This is a genomic window from Arthrobacter sp. 05N428_2, assembly GCF_056397065.1.
The window spans coordinates 145,327-168,477 of sequence record NZ_JBFTMR010000002.1 but is presented as its reverse complement, the minus strand read 5'-3'; the positions used below and the strand labels follow the sequence as shown (position 1 = coordinate 168,477).

Annotated in this window: 21 protein-coding genes; 3 read left to right on the top strand and 18 right to left on the bottom strand. The window is 68.1% G+C overall.

Annotated elements, in window-relative coordinates:
- Positions 1-37 precede the first annotated feature (37 nt).
- From AC1DGI_RS02475 to ffh, 14 genes are all read right to left on the bottom strand, one after another.
- Positions 38-709 (bottom strand): ribonuclease HII, encoded by a 672-nt coding sequence (locus AC1DGI_RS02475; RefSeq protein ID WP_476897636.1) that lies wholly within the window; start codon positions 707-709, stop codon positions 38-40.
- 11 nt (positions 710-720) lie between these two features.
- The gene (lepB, locus tag AC1DGI_RS02470; RefSeq protein ID WP_476897635.1) at positions 721-1,524 is read right to left on the bottom strand and encodes a signal peptidase I; all 804 of its coding nucleotides are present in this window, start codon (positions 1,522-1,524) and stop codon (positions 721-723) included.
- A complete protein-coding gene (lepB, locus tag AC1DGI_RS02465; protein ID WP_476897634.1) occupies positions 1,525-2,202 on the bottom strand; it encodes a signal peptidase I in 678 nt (225 codons plus the stop codon). It lies immediately after the preceding gene.
- A 105-nt stretch (positions 2,203-2,307) separates the two neighbouring features.
- Positions 2,308-2,667: a 50S ribosomal protein L19 gene (gene rplS, locus AC1DGI_RS02460; protein WP_056738299.1), complete on the bottom strand. Its 360-nt coding sequence runs from the start codon at positions 2,665-2,667 to the stop codon at positions 2,308-2,310.
- 249 nt (positions 2,668-2,916) lie between these two features.
- Positions 2,917-3,726 carry a tRNA (guanosine(37)-N1)-methyltransferase TrmD gene (gene trmD / locus AC1DGI_RS02455; protein ID WP_441403307.1) on the bottom strand — a complete coding sequence of 270 codons (810 nt, stop codon included), beginning with the start codon at positions 3,724-3,726 and terminating at the stop codon, positions 2,917-2,919.
- A gap of 1 nt (position 3,727) precedes the next feature.
- Entirely contained in the window at positions 3,728-4,351 is a 624-nt protein-coding gene (gene rimM / locus AC1DGI_RS02450) for a ribosome maturation factor RimM (RefSeq protein ID WP_476897633.1), read from the bottom strand.
- Positions 4,352-4,476: 125 nt separating this feature from the next.
- On the bottom strand, positions 4,477-4,719 hold the full coding sequence (locus tag AC1DGI_RS02445) for an RNA-binding protein (protein WP_056426755.1): 243 nt from the start codon (positions 4,717-4,719) through the stop codon (positions 4,477-4,479).
- A 1-nt stretch (position 4,720) separates the two neighbouring features.
- Positions 4,721-5,137 carry a 30S ribosomal protein S16 gene (rpsP, locus tag AC1DGI_RS02440; RefSeq protein ID WP_441400837.1) on the bottom strand — a complete coding sequence of 139 codons (417 nt, stop codon included), beginning with the start codon at positions 5,135-5,137 and terminating at the stop codon, positions 4,721-4,723.
- Between the two features lie 220 nt (positions 5,138-5,357).
- The gene (locus tag AC1DGI_RS02435) at positions 5,358-5,795 is read right to left on the bottom strand and encodes a hypothetical protein (protein ID WP_441400821.1); all 438 of its coding nucleotides are present in this window, start codon (positions 5,793-5,795) and stop codon (positions 5,358-5,360) included.
- A 649-nt stretch (positions 5,796-6,444) separates the two neighbouring features.
- A complete protein-coding gene (locus tag AC1DGI_RS02430; RefSeq protein WP_441400823.1) occupies positions 6,445-7,320 on the bottom strand; it encodes a VOC family protein in 876 nt (291 codons plus the stop codon).
- A gap of 77 nt (positions 7,321-7,397) precedes the next feature.
- Positions 7,398-8,504 carry an amidohydrolase family protein gene (locus tag AC1DGI_RS02425; RefSeq protein WP_476897632.1) on the bottom strand — a complete coding sequence of 369 codons (1,107 nt, stop codon included), beginning with the start codon at positions 8,502-8,504 and terminating at the stop codon, positions 7,398-7,400.
- A gap of 3 nt (positions 8,505-8,507) precedes the next feature.
- On the bottom strand, positions 8,508-8,996 hold the full coding sequence (locus AC1DGI_RS02420) for a GNAT family N-acetyltransferase (RefSeq protein ID WP_476897631.1): 489 nt from the start codon (positions 8,994-8,996) through the stop codon (positions 8,508-8,510).
- Position 8,997: 1 nt separating this feature from the next.
- Complete coding sequence (locus AC1DGI_RS02415; RefSeq protein ID WP_476897630.1) at positions 8,998-9,747, bottom strand: alpha/beta fold hydrolase; 750 nt, start codon at positions 9,745-9,747, stop codon at positions 8,998-9,000.
- A gap of 115 nt (positions 9,748-9,862) precedes the next feature.
- On the bottom strand, positions 9,863-11,449 hold the full coding sequence (gene ffh / locus AC1DGI_RS02410; RefSeq protein WP_476897629.1) for a signal recognition particle protein: 1,587 nt from the start codon (positions 11,447-11,449) through the stop codon (positions 9,863-9,865).
- 150 nt (positions 11,450-11,599) lie between these two features.
- Here ffh and AC1DGI_RS02405 point away from each other — a divergent pair, with 150 nt between their 5' ends.
- Positions 11,600-12,988: a glucose-6-phosphate dehydrogenase gene (locus tag AC1DGI_RS02405; RefSeq protein ID WP_476897628.1), complete on the top strand. Its 1,389-nt coding sequence runs from the start codon at positions 11,600-11,602 to the stop codon at positions 12,986-12,988.
- A 177-nt stretch (positions 12,989-13,165) separates the two neighbouring features.
- On the opposite strand, the gene AC1DGI_RS02400 is transcribed toward AC1DGI_RS02405, so the two are convergent.
- Both AC1DGI_RS02400 and AC1DGI_RS02395 read right to left on the bottom strand, forming a co-directional pair.
- The gene (locus AC1DGI_RS02400) at positions 13,166-13,504 is read right to left on the bottom strand and encodes a P-II family nitrogen regulator (RefSeq protein ID WP_441400835.1); all 339 of its coding nucleotides are present in this window, start codon (positions 13,502-13,504) and stop codon (positions 13,166-13,168) included.
- Positions 13,501-14,871 carry an ammonium transporter gene (locus AC1DGI_RS02395; RefSeq protein ID WP_476897627.1) on the bottom strand — a complete coding sequence of 457 codons (1,371 nt, stop codon included), beginning with the start codon at positions 14,869-14,871 and terminating at the stop codon, positions 13,501-13,503. The genes AC1DGI_RS02400 and AC1DGI_RS02395 overlap by 4 nt, the downstream gene beginning before the upstream one ends.
- 226 nt (positions 14,872-15,097) lie before the next feature.
- Between AC1DGI_RS02395 and AC1DGI_RS02390 the strand changes: the two genes are divergently transcribed.
- Positions 15,098-16,339, top strand: coding sequence for an MFS transporter (locus tag AC1DGI_RS02390; RefSeq protein WP_476897626.1), 1,242 nt, complete (start codon positions 15,098-15,100; stop codon positions 16,337-16,339).
- 554 nt (positions 16,340-16,893) lie between these two features.
- On the top strand, positions 16,894-18,144 hold the full coding sequence (locus tag AC1DGI_RS02385) for a hypothetical protein (RefSeq protein WP_476897625.1): 1,251 nt from the start codon (positions 16,894-16,896) through the stop codon (positions 18,142-18,144).
- Between the two features lie 89 nt (positions 18,145-18,233).
- On the opposite strand, the gene ftsY is transcribed toward AC1DGI_RS02385, so the two are convergent.
- Together ftsY and smc are read right to left on the bottom strand one after the other, a co-directional pair.
- Positions 18,234-19,442 (bottom strand): signal recognition particle-docking protein FtsY, encoded by a 1,209-nt coding sequence (gene ftsY, locus AC1DGI_RS02380; protein WP_441402137.1) that lies wholly within the window; start codon positions 19,440-19,442, stop codon positions 18,234-18,236.
- Positions 19,443-19,465: 23 nt separating this feature from the next.
- The gene (smc, locus tag AC1DGI_RS02375; RefSeq protein ID WP_476897624.1) at positions 19,466-23,089 is read right to left on the bottom strand and encodes a chromosome segregation protein SMC; all 3,624 of its coding nucleotides are present in this window, start codon (positions 23,087-23,089) and stop codon (positions 19,466-19,468) included.
- Positions 23,090-23,151: the final 62 nt, after the last annotated feature.

The following is a 23,151-nucleotide window of genomic DNA, read 5'->3' as shown; positions in this document are numbered from 1 at the left end:
CATCGGGCGCCGGCCGCGCGCCACCGCCGGCCCCGGCTCAGTCGCGGAGCAGCTGCCAGCTGACGCGGTGGTACGGGGTGGGACCGGAGGCGCGGAGCGCGTCTTTGTGCGCGGCGGTGCCGTAGCCCTTGTTTTCGCTCCAGCCGAAGGCCGGGTACTCGGTATCCAGGGCAGTCATCTGGCGGTCGCGTTCAACCTTGGCCAGAACGGAGGCCGCGGCAACGCTGAGGCACTGCATGTCGGCCTTCACCAGGGTGTGCACCGGCGCGTCGCAGCCCGGCTCCTGTGGCCCTTCGTCGAACAGGGAGGCCTGCGCCACGGGTGAAAGCCAGTTGTGGCTGCCGTCCAGCAGCACCACGTCCGGCGTCACGCCGGCGGCCAGCACCGAGAACCAGGCCCGGTTGCCGGCGAGCCGGAGTGCTCCGATGATCCCGAGCGCGTCGATCTCCGCGGCGCTGGCGTGCCCCACGGCCGAGGCGACGCTCCAGCTCCGCACCAGCGGCTCGAGCCGTTCCCGGTCCGCGGCTTTGAGCAGCTTGCTGTCGCGCACGTCCGCGAGCAGCTTCTGCTGGTGCAGGTCCACGACGGCGATCCCGACGCTGACGGGGCCTGCCAGGGCACCGCGGCCCACCTCGTCGATCCCGGCGAGCAGCCGGGCGCCGGAGCCGCGGAAGCGGCGCTCGTAGTCGAGGGTTGGAGCTTCGGACACGGCCGTTGTCCCTACTTTCCGGTCGCCGCCGGGACGCCGCGGAAGACGTCCGGGTAGTTGTCGAGGGCGCTGATCCGGTTCAGCGGCCAGGCGATCACTGCGGCTTTGCCTTCAATGTCGGCTTCGTCAATGAAGCCGCCGTTGGTTTCCATGTGGGCGCGGGAATCGGCGGAGTGGTTCCGGTTGTCTCCCATCACCCAGACCTTGCCGGCCGGCACGACGACGTCGAAGTCGCGCACCTGCGGCACCTCGGCGCTGTTGATGTACTTCTCGTCCAGCGGAGCCCCGTTGACGGTGAGCCTGCCGCTGCCGTCACAGCAGACCACGTGGTCGCCGGGCAGGCCGATGACGCGCTTGACCAGGTGCTGTTCGGAGTTGTCCGGGAGCAGGCCCACAAACGTCAGTGCGTCCTGCACGCCGGAGAAGGCTCCGCCCGGTTTCTGCGCTGCAGGAGCCAGCCAGCCCTTGGTATCGCGGAACACGACGACGTCGCCGCGCTGCATGGCGATCGGCTCCGGCACCAGGAGGTTGACGAAGATTCGGTCGTTGACGTCCAGGGTGTTCATCATCGATTCGGACGGGATGTAGAACGCCCGGAACAGGAACGTCTTGATCAGGAAGGACAGCACGACGGCGATCACCACCACCGTGGCGACCTCTTTGAACCAGAGGAACACGGGGCTGCGGCCCTCACGAGCTTTCGCCCGGCGCGCACGTGCCGGGGCTGGCTGGTCGGCGTCGGGGGTGGGCGGAGAGGTCACCAGGGGCTCGTCGTGCCCTTGCGGATCAGGTGTCCGTGGTCCGGTCTCGGGCATCTACTGTCCGTTCTTGATTGTCGTGGCGGCTTCGTCGGGCCGCGCTATTGCTGCAAATCTATCAAGCGGCCAGATGATCTGTACCGGCCGGCCAATGATCCGGTCCAGCGGGACCATTCCGCCGCCCGGCGCCCCCAGCAGGCTGCGGGAGTCGGCCGACTTGGACCGGTGGTCCCCCATCAGCCAGAGCCGGCCGGCCGGGACAATCACACTGAATTTTAGCTGGCTTGGGGCATCGCCCGCATACAGATAGGGTTCCGCAACTTGCTGGCCGTTGACTGTGAGCCGGCCGTCGGCGTCGCAGCAGACCACGTGGTCGCCGGGCAGGCCGAGGACGCGCTTGACATAGGTCGTGTCGCTGCCGGTCAAGCCCAGCCAGTGGCCGGCGCCGGCAAGGAAATCCGCCGCCGGGCCCTTGCCGCTGTTGAGCGGGGCGAAGGAACCGCGGCCGTCAAACACCACGACGTCGCCGCGGCGGACCGGTTCAAAGGCAAAGTCCGTGCGCGAAACCAGGATCCTGTCCCCGTCGCGGAGCAGCGGTTCCATCGATGCCGACGGGATGAAGTAGATGTCCAGCCAGAGCGAGCGGACCAGGCCGCTGATGAGGACAGCGAGGACCAGGCCCAGAAGCGCAAAACGCCAGCCCAGTTTCCTGGGCCGGCGTTTTGTCTGTTCCATGATCCGTGTCCCCTGGCGCTCTTCTAAATTGAACAGCGCAGTGGCGGCTGGTTGCGGCAGATGCCGGAACCAGTCCGTGGATCCGCGCAGGATCGTCCGGAGAACTTACTTGGCGGTCTGGAAGTCGCGCTTTTCCTTGATCTTCGCAGCCTTACCGCGCAGTGCACGCATGTAGTAAAGCTTGGCGCGGCGCACGTCACCCTTGGAGACGAGCTCGATCTTGTCGATGATCGGGGAGTGCACCGGGAAGGTACGCTCCACGCCAACGCCGAAGGAGACCTTGCGGACGGTGAAGGTTTCGCGCACGCCGTCGCCCTGGCGGCCCAGGACGAAGCCCTGGAAAACCTGGACACGGGAGTTCTTGCCTTCGATGATGTTCACGTGCACCTTGATGGTGTCACCCGCGCGGAACTCGGGAACATCGTTGCGCAGCGAGGCTGCGTCTACGGAATCGAGGATATGCATTGATCCACTCCTGGTGAACGCCACAGGTCATTCACGTTGGGTCACGACGGCCAAGCCCGGGCGCATTTGCGCGCCGGAAATTCCCGCCGAAAGTATTGTCGTTCCGGCTCCGTCAGGAATTGACGGGGCCGGGGTGCCGCTGTTGGTCACGCTCCCCCTGTGGCAGGTTCGCTACCCAGCAGGCACAAAGACTAATTTTGCCACATTCCGGGGCGTTGTGGTGAATTGGCGTCGCCGGATCGGCTTCGCTCAGGCGTCGCTGCGGCGCTGGAGCCGGCCGTCGACGACGTCGTATCCGAGTTCCCCGAACGCCGTGCGGTCCGCGCGGGGCAGTTTGCCGGCGTCGAACACGTCGAGCAGGTCCGGACGGCGTTCAGCGGTCCGCCGGTACTGTTCGTGCCGCCGCCATTGCGCGATCTTGCCGTGGTTGCCGCTCAGCAGCACGGCGGGAACCTCGCGGTCCCGCCAGCTGGAGGGCTTGGTGTAGACCGGATATTCCAGTAGGCCGTCGGAGTGGGATTCCTCCACGAGCGACTCGGGGTTGCCGACGACACCGGGCAGCAGACGGCCGACGGCCTCGACCATGGCCAGCACTGCCACCTCGCCGCCGTTGAGCACGTAGTCGCCCAGGCTCATGGGCCGGACGGTGAAGTGGTCCGCGGCCCACTCCAGGACGCGTTCGTCGATGCCCTCGTAGCGTCCGCAGGCGAAGACCAACTGGTCCTCGTACGCGAGTTCGTGCGCGATCGCCTGGCTGAAGCGCTCCCCCGCCGGCGACGGAACGATCAGCACGGGCTTGCGGGCGTCCCCGCCGGCGGCAGCCGTGGGCGCGGCTTCGGCAACGGCGGTCAACGCCTGGGCCCAGGGTTCGGGCTTCATCACCATGCCGGCGCCCCCGCCGTAAGGAGTGTCATCCACCGTGCGGTGCCGGTCCGTGGTGAAGTCCCGAAGGTCGTGGACGTTCAGGTCCAGCAGCCCGTCCTGGCGCGCCTTCCCGATCAGGGAAAGCTCCAGCGGGGCCAGGTATTCGGGAAAGATGCTGACGACGTCGATCCGCATCTCAGGCGCGGTTCCCGTCGCGGGCACCCGCGTCGGTACCCTCCGGCCCCGGGCCATTGTCGCCGTCGGAGTCGCCGTCGTCGCTGTCGCCGTCGTCGGCGGTGGCTCCGGTCTCGGTGTTGACTTCGAAGAGTCCGTCCGGCGGGGTGACGAGGACGTACTTTTCGGCGATATTGACCTCGGGGACGATCTGCTCCACGAACGGGATCAGGATTTCCTTCCCGCCCTGGTCAGTCACCACCAGCAGGTCCTGGACCGGGAAGGTGTGCAGCCCGGAGACCTTCCCAACCACCGTGTCACCGACCMGGACGTCCAGGCCCACGAGTTCGTGCTCGTACCAGCCCTCGTCGTCGTCCTCCTCGGCCAGGTCCTCGGTCTCGACGAAGAGCTTGGCGCCGCGGAGGGCTTCCGCGTCGTTGCGGGTCTCCACGCCCTCGAAGGCCAGCAGCAGGATGTCCTTGTTCCAGCGAGCGCTTTCCACGGTCAACGGGCCGGCCGAGGCCGGTTCCACCACGAACTGCGTGCCCGGAACAAAGCGGTCTCCGGGCGCGTCCGTGAGCACCTGGACGGTCACTTCGCCGCGGATGCCGTGGGGCTTGCCGATTCGTGCCACCTGAAGCTGCATCTGTTCCTCTGTTCGGATTTTTCTTGAAGTCTGGGGCTTGTTGGCGCTTACTGCGCAAAACAGTCCGGCCCCTCCACCATAAGCTGGTGGAGGGGCCGGACTAAAGGCAAGTGTTGCTGGCTGCGCTACCGGCGGCGGTCGGTATCGACGACGTCGACCCTGACCGGCTCACCATCGGCCAGTGCCGCCACCACGGTGCGCAAGGCACGTGCGGTGCGGCCCTGGCGCCCGATCACCCGTCCGAGGTCGTCCTGATGAACGCGCACCTCGAGGGTGTCCCCACGGCGGTTGTTCTTCGCACTGACCTTGACGTCCTCGGGGCTGTCAACAATCCCGCGGACCAGGTGTTCGAGCGCTTCTGCCAGCAAGTTACTCAGCCTCGGTGGTCTCTGCTTCGGCGGGAGCCTCGGCGGCGTCGTCCTTCTTTGCCTTCTTGGTGATGGCTTCCGGGATGATCACGGAACCCTTTTCCGGGGCAACGAAGGCGGCCTTGGGAGCCTTGGTCTTCAAGGTGCCCTCCTGGCCGGGGAGACCCTTGAACTTCTGCCAGTCGCCGGTGATCTTCAGGATCGCGGCAACCTGCTCGGACGGCTGCGCGCCGACGCCGAGCCAGTACTGGGCACGGTCCGTGTCGACCTCGATGTACGAGGGCTCTTCGGTGGGGTGGTACTTGCCGATCTCTTCGATGGCACGGCCGTCACGCTTGGAGCGTGCGTCCATGACGACGATGCGGTAGTACGGTGCGCGCATCTTGCCGAAGCGCTTAAGGCGAATCTTTACGGCCACTTTTGTGGTCACTCCTGTTTCTGAAACGGGGTCGAGCCCGGCGTTCTGCACCCGTGGGGCGGGCCATACTAGGGGGTTCTAAAGGACAGGATCCGGACGCGGAGAGAGGGGCCACGCAGATCGAGTACCTGTTCATTGTGCCAGATCACCGCGCGGATTTCGACTTGACACCCGAAGCCGGCATCTTTCAGCGCATTTTGGCGGCGCCGGCTGGTGGGCGTCAGGAGGTCCAGACGTAGAGCCCGTCCTTGGTGGCGGGGTCCACGCCCGCGGCGAGCTCGGCCAACTGCCGGACATAGCGGGCGGCCTGCTCGGCGCCGAAGGGCATGTCCTCCTCGGCGGCCCAGCCCTCGGCGACATCTGTCAAGACGTCGCCGTCGCCTTCGGTCTCGTAGCTGAGCAGGTCCGCCAGGGTCCGGACCATGGCCGCCGGTACACCCAGCAGCGAGTCGCTGGCCACGTCCACCATCGCGAGCTCATAGTCGGCGCCTGCGGCATGCACGGCGGTCCCGGCAAGGTCGCCGAGGCGCTCGACCTCGAAGTCGCTGATGTCCGGAATCCGGACGGCTCCCGCGGCGGCCGGGGCGCCCTCGTCGAGGGCGGCCGCACGCTTGAGGGCGGCGTCGTGGGTGGCGACGAAGATTTCAGTAAATCCCAAGGAAGTGCTCCTCATGAAGGTCGGCTCGGCGTTCGTACCGGCGGCCGCATCGCAGGCAAGAACCCGCGCCGGCCGTCCGGTTTCAGCCTAGCCCAGCCGGGGGGACATGCCCTCCCTTCGCCGCGAGCAGCGGACACATAGGCACTATGCCCACGCCTGGCAGCGACCACTGAGCATGTTCCGCGTTTTCGTCCGCTACCACTGGACATGTCCCGCGCTTGGGGCTGCGCCACCGGGACATGTCCCGCGTTAGGGCTGCCCGGTGGACATATCGGCACTATGCCCACGCCTGGCAGCGACCACTGAGCATGTCCCGCGCTGGGGTCCGCGACCACTGGACATGTCCCGCGCTTGGGGCTGCGCCACCGGGACATGTCCCGCGTTAGGGCTGCCCGGTGGACATATAGGCACTATGCCCACGCCTGGCAGCGACCACTGAGCATGTCCCGCGCTTGGGTCCGCGACCACTGGACATGTCCCGCGCTTGGGTCCGCGACCACTGGACATGTCCCGCGCTTGGGGCTGCGCCACCCGGACATGTCCCGCGTTAGGGCTGCCCGGTGGACATATAGGCACTATGCCCACGCCTGGCAGCGACCACTGAGCATGTCCCGCGCTTGGGTCCGCGACCACTGGGCATGTCCCGAGGTCAGCGAACGGCGACGCGGATCCGGTTGCGCCACGGATCGTCGAAGCGCAGTTCGGCGCCGGTGTGGTGGGACTGGACTCCGGCGGTCTTGAGGCGGTCCGCGAGGGCGCCGACGTCATCGCCGGACGGTACTTCGATCAGGACCTCACCCAGGCCCAGGGTGTCGCGGCGGGGTCCCGCGCCTCGGCTGTTCCAGACGTTCATGGCCATGTGGTGGTGGTAGCCGCCGGCGGAGACAAAGAGCGCCTGCCCGTGCCAGCCGGCGGTCTTCTCAAAGCCGAGCGTGCCGACGTAGAAGTCGTGGGCGGACTGTACGTCGCCGACCTGCAGGTGGATGTGTCCGATGCCGGCGTCGGACTGCCGCTGACCGGCCAGGGACGCCTCGGTGAGGTGTTGTTCGAGGTAGCGCTGCGGCGGCAGGGCGAGGCTGTCCATCACGACGTTGCTGCCCTCCCAGGACCAGGCGTCCCGGGGACGGTCCCAGTAGAGTTCGATGCCGTTGCCCTCGGGGTCATTGAAGTAGAAGGCCTCGCTGACAAGGTGGTCGGCGCTGCCGGTGAAGAACTGCGGCGCGTACTGGGCCGCGCTGGCCACGGTGGCGGCCAGCGCCGGCTGGTCCTCGAAAAGCAGGGCGGTGTGGAAGAGCCCGGCCTCGCCGCGCGAGGGCAGGTTGAGCCCGGGGGCCGGAGCAAGGTGAACCAGCGGCTTCTGCTTGCGTCCAAGGTAGAGCCCGCCGTCCTGCTCGGCCACGATGTCGAGGCCCAAGGCACGCTGGTAGTAGTCGGTCATGAGCTTCATGTCGCCGACTTTGAGCATCACAGTGCCCATGGTGAGTTCGGCGGGAAGAAGATCCTGGGTACTGGCTTCTGCTGTCATCGAAACGCTCCAGTGGTTTTTGCGGCCACCGACTCTCGGCGACCCTTTCATACTACTAAATTACTTGAAGCTTCAATTTATTCCTTAGGTGCCGGGACGCTCGGCCGGACCAGTTCGCCGCGCAGCACGATGCTTCGCAACTCCCGCAGGGTGGCGAGATTGGCACGCGGATCCTCGCCGCAGACCAGCACGTCGGCACTGGCGCCTTCGGTGATCGATTCCGCTCCGAGCCAGTCGCGGGCGGCCCAGGCGCCGGTGTCGAGCGCGGCCCCGGCCGGGAGTCCGGCTGCGTGCAGCGCCTCGAGTTCGTCGACGATGCGTCCGTGCTGGATGACGCTGCCCGCGTCCGTTCCGGCGTAAATGGCCACGCCGGCCTCGTACGCTTCGAGAATCCGCTCGGCGCGTCGTTCCCAAAGCGAGCGCATGTGCGCGGCGTAGCGGGGGAACTTCGACTCGGCCTGGGCTGCAATGTCCGGGAAGGTGGCGATGTTGATCAGCGTGGGCACGATCGGGACGCCCTGGTCGACGAAACGGGGCAGGTGCCGAGGGAGCAGCCCGGTTCCGTGTTCGATGCAGTCGATGCCGGCGTCGAGCATGTCGTCGAGGGTGTCCTCCGCGAAGCAGTGCGCCGTGATCCGGGCGCCTTCATCATGGGCCGCCTGCACAGCGTCCTTGACGTTCGACGCCGGGAAGCTGGCGGCGAGGTCGCCCGCGTCGCGGTCGATCCAGTCCCCCACCAGCTTGACCCAGCCGTCGCCGGCGCGGGCTTGCTTGCGGACGGCCTCCACTAGGTCCTCGGGCTCGACTTCGACAGCCAGGCCGCGCAGGTACCGGCGGGTCCGCGCGATGTGCCGGCCGGCGCGGATGATGCGCGGCAGTTCGCTCCGCTGCTGGATCCAGCGGGTGTCGTGGACGGCTCCGGCGTCGCGGACCAGCAGGGTTCCGGCGTCACGGTCCGTCCTGGCCTGGCCCTCGGCGACTTCTTCCGGGACGTCCCCACCGGGACCGAGCCCGATATGGCAGTGCGCATCGACCAGCCCGGGGATAACCCAGCCGTCCAGGACCAGGTCCGGGGCCGCGCGGGGACGCCTAAAGGTCAGCCTGCCGTCGACGGCCCACAGTCCGCGGTGTTCCCTGCCGGGTCCGGTGAGGACGGGGCCGCTGAACTCGATGATGTTGCTCATGGCTTAAAGCCTAAGCCGCATGGCTATCCGTGGGCCCAACTCATCCAGCCCCAGCTGCGCCTCGTGCGCCCGCAAGGCCGCGAGTTCTCCGCCGGGGTTTGCGACGGGCTCGAAGCCGCAACTCGCGTAAAACGGTCCATTGAACGGAATGTCCGCAAACGTGCAAAGCGTCATCGATTCATAACCCCGGCACCGGGCGGCGTCGACGGACGCTCTAACCAGAGATCGTCCGATCCCGCGGCCGGCGAAGTCAGGATGCACCGAGAGTTGTTCCAGATGGGCTTGTCCGTCGACTTCATCAACGCGCACAAACCCTACGGGTGGATTTCCGGCAACCAGGACACAGACAGGGTCAACCGAGGTCGGGAGCAGAGGAGTCAGGAACGCGTGATACCCCAGCTCCGCCTCCAGCATGCGGTCTGCCGCGGCCTCGATGGCGGACAGCGCAGGGAGGTCTTCCGGCGTTGCCGTCCGGATGCGCGGCGCGGCCACCTTAGGACGCCCGGGCGTGCCCGCTGCGGTTGACCTCGGCGATGAAGGAGCGGATGGCGCGGTCGCCTTCCTTCGAATCCTGGGGACGATGGCCGCCGGCGGCGATGCGGTGCAGCGCGCCCGTCTCCCGCAGGTAGCCGGCGATTTCCTCGTAGAGCGGTTCCCAGCCGCCGGTAAGGACCAGCGTGGGCACGCCGGGGACGATTTGCAGCGGAGCTTCCCAGCCCGGGGCCTGCAGCCTGAGTCGGTGTGCTTCCCGCCCGTCGTCTGCGGCGGGCGCGCCCAGGGTGCCGCGGACCGGGGCGTGTGCGGCGAACACGCGGCGCACGAATTCTCGGTGGAAATCCTCATCGCTGAGGTTGTTGCGGACGTCGAAGAGCGGCTGCATGAGCGCCCGGTGCGCCGCGGTCGCCGGCAGTTCGGCCGTAAGCGAGAGGCAGGCGGGTTCCACGAGAGTGAGCGACCGGACCAGATCGGGACGTTCCACGGCCGCCATCATCGCCGCAATGGCCCCTTGGGCGTGGGCCACGACGTGGCCGCCGGAGTCGCCGCGGCCGTCGTCGGCGAGGGCACGCAGGACAATGCCGGCGTCCGCCGCGAAATCGGTTGCCAGCGGGTCGGCGACGGCGTCGAAGCCGTGCCGCCGCAGGAACAGTGCGTCATAGCCCAGGGCCATGCCATGCTGTTTCGGCCACGCCGCGGCGCCAAAGCTGCCGGCACCGTGGACGAAGACTACGCGCTCCTTGAACATGTCCTAAGCCTATGGCACCGTCCCGGCATCCCGGCCGACGACATACTGGTGTTCGACATGCGGGTCATCGACATAATGTTCATCGACATACTGGCGGGGACCAAGCCGGCTTCCGCTACTTGCTGCCGCCGAGGAACTTGTCGAAGCCCTTGGGCAGGTTCAGCTGGGACGGGTCGAAGTCTCCGCCCTGCTGGCCGAAGGCAGCGCCGGTGGGCAGGGCCTTGGCGCCGGCGGCACGGCGCGCCTCCGCGTCCTTGAGCTCCTGGGCGGCCTTGGCCGGGTTGCCGGAGCGTGCCTTCTTCTTCGCCGCAGGCTTGGACCCCTTGCGGGCTCCTCCCCCACCCATCCCGGGCAGCCCCGGCATGCCGGGCATCCCGCCGCCGGCCGCCATTTTCTTCATCATCTTCTGCGCCTGCGCGAATCGTTCCAGCAGGCCGTTGACCTCGGAGACGTGCACGCCGGAACCGCGGGCGATGCGGGCGCGGCGGGAGCCGTTGATGATCTTCGGGGACACCCGCTCGTGCGGAGTCATGGACCGGACGATCGCCTCGACGCGGTCAATCTCGCGCTCGTCGAACTGTTCCAGTTGCTGCCGGATGTTCTGCGCCCCCGGCATCATCATGAGCATCTTCTTCATCGAGCCCATGTTGCGGATCTGCTGCATCTGGGCGAGGAAGTCCTCGAGGGTGAAGTCCTCCTGGTCGGCGAACTTCTTCGCCATCCGGGCCGCTTCGTCCTTGTCCCACGACTTTTCGGCCTGCTCGATCAGGGTGAGCACGTCGCCCATGTCGAGGATGCGCGAGGCCATCCGGTCCGGGTGGAAGAGCTCGAAGTCGTCCAGGCCTTCGCCGGTGGACGCAAACATCACCGGCTTGCCGGTGACCGACGCGACGGACAGCGCGGCACCGCCGCGGGCGTCGCCGTCGAGCTTGGAAAGCACAATGCCGGTGAAGTTGACGCCTTCATCGAAGGCCATCGCCGTGTTCACGGCGTCCTGGCCGATCATCGAGTCGATCACGAAGAGGACTTCGTTGGGGACGATGGCCCGGCGGATCTGGCGGGCCTGTTCCATCATCTCGGCGTCGACGCCGAGGCGGCCGGCGGTGTCCACGATCACGACGTCGTGCAGGGTGCGCTTGGCTTCCTCGACGCCGGCACGGGCGACGGCGACCGGGTCACCGGCGGGGTGGTCCAGCTCGGAGGAGGTGGCGCCCGGGTGCGGGGCAAAGACAGGAACACCGGCGCGCTGCCCGACCACCTGCAGCTGCGTCACAGCGTTGGGGCGCTGGAGATCGCAGGCCACCAGCATGGGGCTGTGGCCCTGCGCCTTGAGGAACCTGGAGAGCTTGCCGGCGAGGGTGGTCTTGCCCGCACCCTGGAGGCCGGCGAGCATGATGATGGTGGGCCCGGTCTTGGCCAGCCGGATCCGGCGGGTCTCGCCGCCGAGGATCTCGACGAGTTCCTCGTTGACGATCTTCACGATCTGCTGGCTCGGGTTCAGCGCACCGGAGACCTCGGCGCCGAGGGCGCGCTCACGCACGCGGGCGGTGAACTCACGGACCACCGGCACGGCGACGTCGGCGTCCAGCAGGGCACGCCGGATCTCGCGGACCGTGGCGTCAACGTCCGCCTCGGTGAGGCGGCCCTTGCCACGGAGGTTCTTGAAGGTTGCTGTCAACCGGTCAGAGAGTGAATTGAACACGCGCCGTGCACTTCTTTCAGTGGATCTACAGCTGGCGGCCAGTGCGGCGCGCCAGAGTCGTGACTGTTTCGCCGGAACGAACTGCCTCGACAACGGGACTCGACTATCTAGGGTACCAAGCCGCACCTTCAAGGTGGCATGCTGGCGTAGGTGACCAGTCAAACAACTGTAAAGACCTTGCTAATCCTCGGCGCTTCGGGCGACCTGACCGGCAGGCTGCTGCTGCCGGGACTGGCCCGCCTGGTGGCGAGGGGCCACACGCCGGACCTCACGCTGGTAGGCGCAGGCTCGGACGACTGGACCCAGGAGCAGTGGGTGGACCGCCTGGAAACCTCCTTCGCCGACGCCAACTCCCAGGCCAGTTCCAGCGGGAAGCGGGAGCTGAAGCGGCTCCGCGCGGGCACCAGCTACCACCAGCTGGACGTCACCGCCGGGGGCCAGCTCGCCGGCCTGCTCGCCAAACTGGCGGGACCGGTGGCGGTGTACTTTGCCCTGCCGCCGAAGATCAGCCAGCTGGCCTGCGAAGCCCTCACCCCCGACCAAGTGCCGGCCGGAACCCGGCTGGTAATGGAGAAGCCTTTCGGGTCCAGCGAGGAATCCGCCCGGAACCTCAACAAGACCCTGGCCGCCCTAGTCCCCGAGGACCACATCCACCGGGTGGACCATTTCCTGGGCAAGGCCACCGTGCTGAACATCCTGGGCCTGCGTTTCGCGAACAACTTCCTGGAACCGATCTGGAACCGGGACCACATCGCGAAGGTGGAGATCATCTTCGATGAAGACCTCGCCCTCGAAGGCCGGGCCCGTTACTACGACGGCGCCGGCGCCCTCCGGGACATGATCCAGAGCCACCTGCTGCAGGTCATGGCCCTGATGGCGATCGAACCGCCGGCCTCGGTGGACGAACGGGACCTCCGCGACGCCGTCGCCGCGCTCCTGCGCGCCAGCAGTATCAAGGCGCCGTACGCCAAAAACACCCGGCGCGCACGGTATACCGCTGGCACCATCGACGGCCGGAAGGTCCCCGACTACGCCAAGGAAGCCGGCGTGGACCCAACCCGGGAAACCGAGACCCTCGCCGAGGTCCAGGTGAGCATCGACAACTGGCGCTGGCAGGGCGTGCCGTTCCTGCTCCGCTCGGGCAAGGCGCTCAGCGCCACCCGCAAGGAGGCCGTGGTCACCTTCCATCCGGCGCCGCACCTGCCCCGGGGCTTCACCGGCGTGGACTCCCCCAACCAGCTGCGGATCGGCTTCGGCCCGGACACGCTGCAGTTCGACGTCGACGTCAACGGCCCCGGCGACGTACTGAGCCTGGACCGGGCCACCCTGCACGCCGAACTGAGCGCCTCCGACCTGCTCCCCTACGGTGAAGTCCTGGAGGGGGTCCTCAGCGGCGACCCGCTGCTCTCCGTGCGGGGCGACACGGCGGAGGACTGCTGGCGCATCATTGACCCCGTGCTCAAGGCCTGGGCGCGGGACAGCGTGCCGCTGGAGGAATACGCCGCCGGGACGCCCGGTCCGGCGGGCTGGGCGACGTAGCGGACACAACGACGCCGGGCACCGCCGTCGGACGCACGGCTTGGCACCGCCGTCGGACGCCGCTGGGCACCGCCGTCGGGCGCACGACAGCGGGCCGGCCACCTCTTCAGGTGTCCGGCCCGCTGTCGCAACCCTCATTCGCGGTCCGCTGGCGCGGTGCGGCTGGAGGGCCGCAGCCTAGATGGCTGCCGCGCCGCGTTCTCCGGTGCGGACCCGCACGGCCTCGAAGACATCCACGGTCCAGACCTTTCCGTCACCGGCCCTGCCGGTGTTCGAGCTGGCGATGATGACATCCAGGATGTCGTCCGCCTGCTCGTCGGTGGCGAGCACCTCGACCCGGATCTTGGGCAACAGGTCCACGTTGTACTCGGCCCCGCGGTACACCTCGGTGTAGCCGCGCTGCCGGCCGTAGCCGCTGGCCGCACTGACCGTCAGGCCCTGCACCCCGTAGGCTTCCAGGCCTTCCCGGATGGCGTCGAGCTTTTCCGGACGGACGATTGCTGTGATCAGTTTCATGCCCCCACACTCTCCTTGCCAGCTGCTGTCTTCTTGCCGTTGGAATGGGCGTTCACGGCTTCGGGCGCCGGGGTCACGGCGTCGCCCTGCGGCTTGCCCGTGATCAGTTCGTGCAGCGGCTGGAAGCTTCCGCCCTGGCCGCCGACGCCGAACTCGTAGGCCGTCTCAGCGTGCAGGCTGAGGTCCACACCCACAGCTTCCTGCTCCTGCGAGACCCGGAAGCCCATCGTCTTGTGGATCGGGAAGGCAATGACGAAGGTCATCACAGCGGTGAACACGATGGAGAACAGTGCCGCGAGGGCCTGAGCGACGAGCTGTGTGCTGCCGCCGCCGTAGAACAGGCCCGCGGCGCCTTGGGACGGGGTGGCCAGGAAGCCGATCGCCACGGTGCCGATGACGCCGGACACAAGGTGGACGCCGACGACGTCGAGCGAGTCGTCGTAGCCGAACTTGAACTTCAGGCCGACGGCGAGGGCCGAGGCGACACCGGCAACGAGGCCCAGGGCGATCGCACCGAGCGGCGAGACGTTGGCGCAGGCCGGGGTGATGGCGACCAGGCCGGCCACCACGCCGGACGCGGCGCCGAGGGACGTCGGGTGCCCGTCGCGGAAGCGTTCGACGGCGAGCCAGCCGAGCATCGCGGCGGCGGGAGCGGCCAGGGTGTTGACCCAGATCAGGCCGGCCTGCTCGACTGTGGCGGCGGCGCCGGCGTTGAAGCCGAACCAGCCGAACCAGAGGATTGCGGCGCCGAGCATGACGAACGGAATGTTGTGCGGGCGGTGGTTGGGGTCCTTGCCGAAGCCCTTGCGGTTGCCGATGATCAGGACCAGGATCAGGCCGGCCACACCGGCGTTGATGTGGACCACGGTGCCGCCGGCGAAGTCGATCACCGGGGCGAAGGTCTGGCCGAACCAGCCGTCCTTGGAGAAGAGGCCCCCGCCCCAGACCATGAAGGCCAGCGGCGCGTAAACGAGGGTGGCCCAGATGGGCGTGAAGATGACCCACGCCGAGAACTTGGCCCGGTCCGCGACTGCGCCGGAGATCAGCGCCACGGTGATGATGGCGAAGGTCGCTGCGTAGCCCACCTTGAGCAGATCCGCCGGGTCGGTGAAGTTGTGCAACCCGAAGTGGCTGAACGGGTTGGCGACGATCTGGAAGAAGTTGTCTTCGTTGCTCGTGGCCATCGAGGCGCCCCACAGGACCCACGTGATGCCGACGGTTCCGATGGCGACGAAGCTCATCATCATCATGTTCAAAGCCGACTTGGCGCGGGTCATGCCGCCGTAGAAGAATGCCAGGCCCGGGGTCATGAACAGCACGAGGGCTGAAGCGACCAGGAGCCAAACGAGACCTGCGGTGAGTTCCATGGTCTGCGTCCTCTCTTGCTTTTGGTGCGGAGTAGTCCGCCGGTCCCAACGCATTTTGCGTTCTAAGAAGAGTCTGCTGGGGCCGTGTTTCACCGACTGGGGATTTACATTGCCGGGTTGTTACAAGAACCTCCCGGAAGTAAATGGTGCGTCTCAGGCTTGTTACGGTTATGTTTCCGGGACCCCATCCGCCCCCGGCCTCCCTCCCGGCACTGAAAGCAGCACCATGAGCAAAGCAACCCGTTCCGCCCACGGAGCCCGGCCCCCGACGGGCCTGCCGCGTCCCGGCCGGCCCCGCCTGCCACGGGACATCAAGGTGATGCTGGCCGCGGCCTTCCTGATCGCGTTGGGCTTCGGCCTGGTGGCACCGGTGCTCCCCCAATTCGCCACCACGTTCAACGTCGGCGCGACCGCCGCGGCGGTGATTGTCAGTATCTTCGCGTTCATGCGGCTCGTGTTCGCGCCGGCGGGCGGGGCGCTGATCGTCCGGCTGGGGGAACGCCCGGTCTACGTGGCCGGGCTGCTGATCGTGGCGGCGTCGACGGCGGCCTGCGCCTTCGCCCAGGACTACTGGCAGCTGTTGATCTTCCGGGGCCTGGGCGGGGCCGGATCGGTGATGTTCACGGTGGCGTCGATGACCCTGGTGGTGCGGCTGGCGCCGCCGGAGAGCCGCGGCCGGGTCTCCGGCGCCTATGCCTCTGCCTTCCTGATTGGCAATGTGTGCGGCCCGATCGTGGGCGGGCTGCTGGCAAGTTTCGGCCTCCGGGTGCCGTTCCTCGCCTACGCGGCCGCGCTGGTGCTCGCCGCCGCCGTCGTGCAGACCCAGCTCAGCCACGTCCCCGCAGGTTCACGTGCAGCCGGCGACGCGGCGCCGGCCATGCTGTTGCGGGACGCGCTGCGGGACAGTGCCTACCGGGCCGGGCTGGCGTCCAGCTTCGCCAACGGCTGGGCCACGTTCGGGGTCCGGATGGCCACGGTGCCGCTGTTCGCCGTCGCGGCACTGGGCGCGGGGTCGTCCTCCGCGGGCTGGGCGCTGGCGGTCTTCGCGGCGGGCAATGCCCTGGCGCTCACCTTCTCCGGGCGGCTCACGGACAGCCTCGGACGCAAGCCACTGGTCCTCGCCGGGCTGGTCGTCACCGGCCTCGCCACCGCCAGCATCGGCCTGACACACGTGTTGCCCTGGTTCCTGCTGGCCTCGACCGTCGCGGGCGTCGGGGCGGGGCTGCTCGGGCCCGCCCAGCAGGCGGCCATCGCCGACGTCGTGGGCAACGAACGCTCCGGCGGCCGGGTGCTGGCCGTGTTCCAGATGACCTCGGACAGCGGCGCGATCGTAGGGCCGATCATCGCGGGGCTGCTCGCGGACCGGCTGGGCTACGGCTGGGCGTTCGGCGTCACCGGCGGGGTGCTGCTCGTCGCTGCCGTGGGCTGGCTGCTGGCCCGGGAAACGTTCCGCGCCACGGAAAGGTGAGTCGCAACTCCGGACACCATCCGTCGGCGGCCAAATTTGGCTAGGCTGTCGGAGTTCCCAACAGAAGCCGGAGAAGTTCTTACATGCCAACCCACGAAGGTCCGTCCGAGCAGAGCCCTGACGACACTTCCCTCGAACGAAGCGATGACGCAAACGCGGTGCAGCGAAGGAATCTCCGTCCCGCCGTCGTGATCTCAGCCATCGCAGTGATTGCCGTGCTGGCGTCGCTGGTGCTTTTCCTGAGGCCAACGACGACGGGCGGTGCGACAGCGTCTCCGGCCGCGAGCACCACCCCCAGCGCGACCACGTCGCAAGCCTTGACCGCATCCGCGGCGGCCCTGCCGCCGACTCCCGCAGGCCCCGTCTACAAACAACCCGGGCCCCCCGCCGGCTCGCCGCTGGAACCGGTCGAACCGCTGAAAGTCAGTGTTTCATCGGACCAAGTTGGAACAGTGCTCAATAAAAGCACCGCCGGGTTGTCGTTTGAGGCTACTGACCTAGGCGATCCGGCCCTTTCCGCGGAAAACAAGACTGTCGTCGCGCTCCTGAATCAAATGGATCAGCCGTTCCTGAGGTTCGGCGGGCGGGCCGTTGACCGCCGCTTCTTCTGGACCTCGTCCGGGGAGTCGCTGCCTGAGAATTACCGTGGGGATAAAGCACACCTGCCACGGGTGGTCGGCCCGACAGACCTGACCCGGGTGGAAGCCCTGCTGGAGGCAACCGGCGCCAAGCTCACGATCACCGTGGACCTCGGACACTACGACCCTGCCCGGGCTGCGGATTTCGTCAAAAACGCAGTCAAAATTTTCGGCGACCGTCTCCTCAGCGTCACCGTCGGCAACGAACCGAACGGATTCGCCGCCGATGGCGTCCGTCCGCAGAGCTACAAAGTCGAGGACTACCTCAAAGAACTGCAGGCCTATGCCTCCGCCATCTACCAGGTCGCTCCCAACCTGCCTATTTCCGGCCCGGGCACCTACGAGGAAAGCTGGTGGAAGCCCTTCGCCGACCTGAAGCTGCCGCAGCGCAAGATCCTTACCTTCCACTACTACGGGCTCTTCAGCTGCGACGGCCGGAACGCCGACAGCTCACCGGTGATGTCGAACCTGATGAGCACCCGGATGCACGAACGTGCCGTGCAGTACATTGGCGAGGCACTCAAAATCGGAAGGGCCGCGGGGATCGAAACCTGGCTGCCGGAGACCGGCGCTTCAACGTGCCCGGGGTCCAACGACATCACTAAAACGCATGCCTCCGCATTGTGGGCCGCCGACTACAGTCTGAACGCGGCGCAGTTGGGCATTTCCAGGCTTGCATTCCACAGCTCCCTGCTCACGTGCGTCGGCGGACCGCCCATGTCAGCCATCTGCAACGGCGGGCCGTACCTGCAGCCCAACGGGTTGCTCTCTCCCCGGGCCAACTACTTCGGCATTGCCATGGTCAGCGCACTCGAGGGCGCAAAGTTCTTGAAGACCAGCAGCACTGGGGGCGGCCTTGCGACCGCCTACGGTTTGCAGAATCAGGACGGCAGCACCACTGTCGTCCTGGTCAACGAAAACAACCCGGAGAAGGCTGCCCAAACAGCCGTGACCCTCATCCTGCCAGGAAAGGCCCGGACGGGAACCATGACACAGCTGACCGGGCCCAGCTACGCCGCACAGGACAGCACACTGATCGACGGGGCCAAATCCGGACCAGTTCCGCTCGCTGACCGTGCCACGGTGGAGGGTTTCCAGCCCGATTCCGCGACGCAGAACATCAAGCTGACCGCGGGCACGGTGACGGTGCTGAACTTCAAGTACTAAGGCACTCCCGTAAGCAAAGTAGCTCGCAATAGGTGCCGTTTTCAGGGCTGAAAACGACAACAAGTGCGAGCTACTTGGGCGGGGAGGGGCTAGTTCAGCAGCGCGTCCACGAAGCTTTCGGCGTCGAAGGGGGCGAGGTCGTCCGCGCCCTCGCCGAGACCCACCAGCTTGACCGGCACACCAAGGGACTTTTGGATCGCGACGACGATGCCGCCCTTGGCGGTGCCGTCCAGCTTGGTCAGCACGATGCCCGTGATGTTCACCACCTCGGCGAAGACGCGGGCCTGGTTCAGGCCGTTCTGGCCGGTGGTCGCATCCAGGACCAGGAGCACCTCGTCCACCTCGGCAAGCTTTTCGATGACGCGTTTGACCTTGCCGAGCTCGTCCATGAGGCCGACCTTGTTCTGCAGCCGGCCCGCTGTGTCGATCATGACGACGTCGACTTCCTGGTCGATGCCGGCCTTGACCGCCTCATAGGCGACGGATGCCGGGTCCGCGCCGTCGATGTCCGACTTGACGGTGGCGACGCCGACGCGCTGGCCCCAGGTGGCGAGCTGCTCGGCCGCGGCGGCACGGAAGGTGTCGGCTGCGCCGAGCAGCACGTCCTTGTCCTCGGCGACGAGCACGCGGGCGAGCTTGCCCACCGTGGTGGTTTTGCCGACGCCGTTGACGCCCACCACCATCATCACGGCGGGCTTGTCCGCGTGGCGCTCGACGTTCAGGCTGCGGTCCATGCCGGGGTCAACCAGCTTGATGAGTTCCTCGCGCAGCATGGCTTTGACGTGTTCCGGCGAGCGGGTCCCCAGCACCTTGACGCGTTCGCGGAGGGCGTCCACGAGCTGCATGGTCGGTTCGGTGCCCAGGTCCGCCAGCAGCAGGGTCTCTTCGACTTCGTCCCAGACGTTCTCGTCGATCTTGTCCGCGGAGAGCAGGGCGAGCAGGCCCTTGCCCAGGATGTTGTTGGACTTGATCAGGCGTTCGCGCAGCCGGGTCAGCCGGCCTGCCACCGGCAGCGGGGTCTCGACCGGAACGGTCTCGAGGCCCGCGACGTTGTCCGGTACCTCGACGGTCTCGAGTCCTTCGACGTCGACGCCGGCCGGCGCCGCCGGTCCGCCGGGCGGGGCCGGGCGGTCCTCCAGCAGCGTCCCGCCGCCGGTGCCCTGCACAGGGTCGTTCGCGTCGCGCGTTCCGGGGTAGTTGGTGATGTTCTTCCGGGTCTTCATGAGCACCGGGATGAGCGCACCGAGGACCACCAGGACAACGAGGATGGGCAGCAGAATGGGAAGGATGTCGTTCACACCCCTAGCTTCTCACAGGGCTCTCAGACCTCGGCGCCCAGCCGCTGGCTGATGACAGTGGAGACGCCGTCGCCGCGCATGGTGACGCCGTACAGCGCGTCCGCGACTTCCATGGTGCGTTTCTGGTGCGTGATGACGATCAGCTGGCTGGACTCGCGCAGCTCCTCGAAGATCGTGATGAGACGGCCCAGGTTGGTGTCGTCCAGGGCGGCCTCCACCTCGTCCATGACGTAGAACGGCGAGGGCCGGGCCTTGAAGATCGCCACCAGCAGGGCCACTGCCGTCAGCGACCGTTCGCCGCCGGAGAGCAGCGAAAGCCGCTTGATCTTCTTCCCGGCGGGACGTGCCTCCACTTCGATGCCGGTGCTGAGCATGTCCGAGGGGTCGGTCAGGACCAGCCGGCCCTCACCGCCGGGGAAGAGCCGCGCGAACACCCGGACGAACTGGGCAGCCGTGTCCTCGAACGCCTCGGCGAACACCTTCTGCACGCGGTCATCGACTTCCTTGATGATGTCCAGCAGGTCCTTGCGGCTGGCTTTGAGGTCCTCCAGCTGGGTGCTCAGGAACTGGTGTCGTTCTTCGAGGGCCGCGAATTCCTCAAGCGCGAGCGGGTTGACCCGGCCCAGCGCGGAGAGGTCCCGTTCGGCCTTGCGGAGCCTCTTCTCCTGCTCGTCGCGGACGAAGGGTTTGCCTTCGATGATCTCGCGCCCGTCCTCGTCCACTGGGGCGCGGAGGGCAGCCCACTTGTCCGCCGTGGCGCCCGCCGCAACCGGCACGGGCCGGTCGGGGCCGAAGTCGGCGACGAGCTGGTCGGCGGTCAGGCCGAGTTCCTCGATGCTGCGCAGTTCGAGGGCTTCGATCCGGAGGCGCTGCTGGGCCCTGGCCAATTCGTCGCGGTGCACGGAGTCGGTCAGCTCGGCCAGTTCGCGCGCAAGGCCTTCATTCCCGCCGCGCACCTCGGCCAGTTCCCGCTCCATCTGCTCGCGGCGCTCCTCGGCGCGGTCACGTTCACGGCGGGCCAGCTCCACCGATACGTCGATGAAGCCGATCACCCGCTCCACGGCGGCGGACACGGCGGCGGCGCGGCCGGCCTGGAGCCGTCGGCGGCGAGCCCGTTCGGCGGCTTCCTCGCGGGCGCGGCGTTCGGTGGCGGCGGCGCGCTCCAGCGACGTCGCCCGGTTGCCGATGGCGGTGAGCTGTTCCTCCGCGCTGCGCAACGCCAGGCGGGCCTCCATCTCGGCCGAGCGCGCGGCCGACGCCGCCAGCGCGAGGGCGTCGCGGTGCTCGGGCGAGGGCTCTTCCTCCGCGGGGGCCTCCTGGGCGGCGGCCAGCCTGGCCGCCACGGTTGCCAGCGCTTCCTGCTCCCTCTGGATGCTGGCCTCCGCCCGGGCCAGCGACGCGGCGAGGCGTTCGCTCTCCCCGACGGCGCTGCGCAGCACCGAGTTCAGATGGCCGAGGCGTTCGGCCACAGCGGCGAGCCGCGCGTCCGAGTCGTGCAGTTTTTCGAGGGCGGCGTCCGCCCTCCCCTGTGCGGCTGCGCGGCGGGATTCCGCGGCGGACAGTGCGAAGCGGTTCCGTTCCAGATCGGCTCCCACGCCGGCGAGGCGTGCAGCTGCGTCGTCGACGGCGGCCTGGACTTCCAGCAGCGACGGCGCCGTGGCGGAGCCGCCACTAACCGTGAGGGCGGTGAACACATCGCCGGCGCGGGTCACCGCAATCAGGTCCGGCCGGTCGGCGATCAGCCGTGCGGCGGCGTCAAGGTCCTCGACGACGGCGGTGCCGGCCAGCAGCCGGGCCAGCAGCCGCGGAAGCGGGACGCCGGCACCAGAGGCTCCGGCCGGCGTTACCAGCGCGGCGGCCCAGCTCGCGCCTGCCGGAAGCGCGCCGGGAAACGGGTCCGCGCCCGGCGTGTCGGGCGCCCTGTCAGATTCCGCGGCGCCGGCCAGCAAAAGCGCGGCGCGGCCGGCGTCGTCGTCCTTGAGGAGCTGCACCGCGGCCGCGGCGGAGACGGCGTCGCGGACCACGACGGCGTCCGAACAGCTGCCCAGCGCGGCAGCGATGGCGGCCTCGTAGCCGGCCTCAACGGCCAACATCCCCGCGAGGGCGCCGAGGACGCCGGGCAGTCCGGCGGCCAGGACGCGTTCCGAGCCGTCCTTGCGGTTGAGGCCCAGCTGCAGGGCGTCGCGCCGGGCCACGAGGGCGCCGCGCTCCCGCTCGGCGTCGCGTTCCGCGGCCTTGAGGGCCTCGATTTCCGCTGCCACGGCGTCCAGGGCCCCGCTTGCGGCTTCGTATTCGGCGTCGAGGGTTTCCTCGCCGTCCTCGACGCCTGCGACCTGCGACTCGAGCGCGGTGAATTCGCTTTGGGCGTGCCGGCGGCGTTCCTCGCCGGCCTTTTGCGACTCGCGCAGCCTTCCGAGCTCGGCCTGGGCGGATTCGACCCGCGACCGCGCAGCACCGACCTGGCCGGCCAGCCGGGCGAGGCCCTCGCGCCGGTCCGCTGCGGCGCGGAGCAGGGTGGCGAGGCGTTTGTCCTCGGCGGCGGCCGCGCTTTCGGCTTCCTGTTTGGCGGCGGAGGCTGCGTCCAGGGCGGCGCGCTGCTCCACGATCTGGGCTTCCAGCCCGGCCTGCTCGGCGCGGACCCGGGCAGCCTGCCGTTCGAGCTGTTCGGGGTCGCGTCCGGGGTCGGGGGCCGCGTCCGCCGCGCCCAACAGGCGACGCCGTTCCTCGGCGAGCGAGCCGAGCGAGCGCAGCCGTTCCCGCCCGGAGGAGAGCTGGTACCAGTTGTCCCGGGCGGCGTTGAGCTTCGGGGTGGCCTCGGCGGCGAGCTGCTCCAAGCCGGCCTGGCGCCGGCGCCCGCTGTCCAGTTCCCGTTCGACGACGGCGCGCCGTGCCTTCAGCGCGGTCTCATCCGCGACGTCCTGCTCCAGGACCGACTGCAGCTGGACCAGGTCATCGGCCAGCAGCCGGGAGCGCGCGTCACGCACCTCGAACTGGACGGTCTGGGCACGGCGGGCGACTTCCGCCTGCTTGCCCAGCGGGGTGAGCTGGCGGCGGATCTCACCGGTGAGATCGCTGAGCCGGGCCAGGTTGGCCTGCATGGCTTCGAGTTTGCGGACCGTCTTTTCCTTGCGGCGGCGGTGTTTGAGGATGCCGGCCGCCTCCTCGATGAAGCCGCGCCGGTCCTCCGGGGTGGCATGCAGGACCTTGTCCAGCTGCCCCTGCCCGACGATCACGTGCATCTCCCGGCCCAGGCCGGAGTCGGAGAGCAGTTCCTGGATGTCCAGTAGCCGGCAGCTTGCCCCGTTGATGGCGTATTCGGAGCCGCCGGTGCGGAACAGCGTGCGGGAAATGGTTACTTCGCTGTAGTCGATGGGCAGCGCGCCGTCGCTGTTATCGATGGTCAGCGAGACGTGCGCCCGGCCCAGTGGCGGACGGCCGGAGGTGCCGGCGAAGATGACGTCTTCCATCTTGCCGCCGCGCAGGGTCTTGGCGCCCTGCTCGCCCATCACCCAGGACAGCGCGTCCACCACATTTGACTTGCCCGAGCCGTTGGGCCCCACCACGGCGGTGACGCCGGGTTCGAATTCGAAAGTCGTCGCCGAGGCGAACGACTTGAACCCGCGGACGGTCAGGCTTTTCAGGTGCACTGTGTTTCGGGTCTCCTGCTTGGTGCGGTCTGCGGGTGTTCTGCCGCTGGTCTGGACGGCCC

What these genes read in the sequence shown, in the direction of transcription:
- AC1DGI_RS02415 (WP_476897630.1), bottom strand. Translation starts at nt 9,747, where the DNA reads ATGTTCAAGGAGCGCGTAGTCTTCGTCCACGGTGCCGGCAGCTTTGGC.
- AC1DGI_RS02385 (WP_476897625.1), top strand. Translation starts at nt 16,894, where the DNA reads ATGGATCAGCCGTTCCTGAGGTTCGGCGGGCGGGCCGTTGACCGCCGC.
- AC1DGI_RS02400 (WP_441400835.1), bottom strand. Translation starts at nt 13,504, where the DNA reads ATGAAACTGATCACAGCAATCGTCCGTCCGGAAAAGCTCGACGCCATC.
- AC1DGI_RS02395 (WP_476897627.1), bottom strand. Translation starts at nt 14,871, where the DNA reads ATGGAACTCACCGCAGGTCTCGTTTGGCTCCTGGTCGCTTCAGCCCTC.
- AC1DGI_RS02430 (WP_441400823.1), bottom strand. Translation starts at nt 7,320, where the DNA reads ATGACAGCAGAAGCCAGTACCCAGGATCTTCTTCCCGCCGAACTCACC.
- trmD (WP_441403307.1), bottom strand. Translation starts at nt 3,726, where the DNA reads ATGCGGATCGACGTCGTCAGCATCTTTCCCGAATACCTGGCCCCGCTG.
- lepB (WP_476897634.1), bottom strand. Translation starts at nt 2,202, where the DNA reads ATGGAACAGACAAAACGCCGGCCCAGGAAACTGGGCTGGCGTTTTGCG.
- AC1DGI_RS02390 (WP_476897626.1), top strand. Translation starts at nt 15,098, where the DNA reads ATGAGCAAAGCAACCCGTTCCGCCCACGGAGCCCGGCCCCCGACGGGC.
- AC1DGI_RS02425 (WP_476897632.1), bottom strand. Translation starts at nt 8,504, where the DNA reads ATGAGCAACATCATCGAGTTCAGCGGCCCCGTCCTCACCGGACCCGGC.
- lepB (WP_476897635.1), bottom strand. Translation starts at nt 1,524, where the DNA reads ATGCCCGAGACCGGACCACGGACACCTGATCCGCAAGGGCACGACGAG.
- rplS (WP_056738299.1), bottom strand. Translation starts at nt 2,667, where the DNA reads ATGCATATCCTCGATTCCGTAGACGCAGCCTCGCTGCGCAACGATGTT.